Source organism: Fructilactobacillus sp. X7R4C1 (genome assembly GCF_059901115.1).
This window is the reverse complement of sequence record NZ_JBWXVD010000011.1, coordinates 1-1,493: the sequence shown is the minus strand read 5'-3', so window position 1 is coordinate 1,493 and position 1,493 is coordinate 1. Positions and strand designations below refer to the sequence as shown.

The 1,493-nt window shown below is 43.5% G+C and carries 1 protein-coding gene; it reads left to right on the top strand.

Going from position 1 to position 1,493, the window contains the following annotated elements:
- Positions 1-1,493 (top strand): mucin-binding protein (locus AC6UC9_RS06915; protein ID WP_500701537.1); only part of this gene is annotated, 1,493 nt, incomplete at both ends.

The window sequence follows — 1,493 nt, the reverse complement described above, 5'->3', positions numbered from 1 at the left end:
CTAGCGTTGGTTCCGAAACTGCCACTGCTGACACACCGGACGGAACTGTTACCGTTACCTACAATGCCAATGAAGAACAGGCTCGTGTTCAATACATTGACCAAGACGACGGCAACCGAGTTATTAAAACTGACAGCTTAAACGGTAAGTTTGGTTCTAAGTCGGATTACTCTACTAAGGCTGAAATTGCTGATTTAGAAAGTCAGGGTTACGAGTTAGTCACTGACGGTTATCCAAATGGGTACGAATTTAATACCGACAACCCAACTTTCAAAGTTGTCTTTAAGCACAAGACCAAGACGGTTACACCGGATAACCCTGGTCAACCGGGACAACCAGTTGATCCAGATAACCCAACGGGACCAAAGTACCCAGACGGAACTGGCGTAAATGATCTGACTAAAAACATTACGAGAACGGTTCACTACGTTTACGCTGATGGTAGTAAAGCCGCTAACGATCAAGTTGAGACGGTTACCTACACTCGGACCGCAACCTTTGACCAGGTTACCGGCAAGATTATCAGTTACGGCGACTGGACTACTAAGAATGCGGTCTTTAGCTCAATTGATTCTCCTGAAATTACGGGATATACTCCTGATAAAGCAACTGTTGGTTCACTCACCACTTCCCCTAATTCAGAGAATTCAACTGATACGGTTACCTACACTGCTAACGATGAACAGGCTCACGTTCAGTATATTGACCAAGATGATGGTAACCGGGTTATCAAGACTGATAATTTAACTGGTAAATTTGGTTCTAAGTCGGACTACTCTACTAAGGCTGAAATTGCTGATTTAGAAAGCCAAGGTTACGAATTAGTCACTGATGGTTATCCAAATGGGTACGAATTTAATACCGACAACCCAACTTTCAAAGTTATCTTTAAACACAAGACCAAGACGGTTACACCAGATAATCCAGGTCAACCAGGACAACCAGTTGATCCAAATAACCCAACGGGACCGAAGTACCCAGATGGAACTGGTGTAAATGACCTGACTAAGAACATTACTAGAACCGTTCACTACGTCTATGCTGATGGCAGCAAAGCTTCCGATGACAAAGTTGAAACGGTTACGTTTACAAGAACGGCCACCTTCGACCAAGTTACCGGCAAGATTATTAGTTACAGTAACTGGACTTCAACGAATGCCGTCTTTGGTGAAATCAATTCGCCTGAAATTACGGGTTACACTCCAGATAAAGCTAGTGTTAGTTCTGAAACTGCCACCGCTGATACACCTGACGGAAGTGTTACCGTTACGTATAATGCTAACGAACAAAAAGCAGTGGTTAACTATGTTGACGAAGATAACGGCAATGCCGTTCTTCACAGTGATGACTTAACTGGTAAGTTTGGTAGTAAGTCTGGTTACTCAACCAAAAATGAAATTGCCACTTTAGAAGCTCAGGGCTACGAGTTGGTATCCGACGGATACCCGGCTGATGGCTTTACTTTCAACACTGACAATCCAACCTTTACCGTT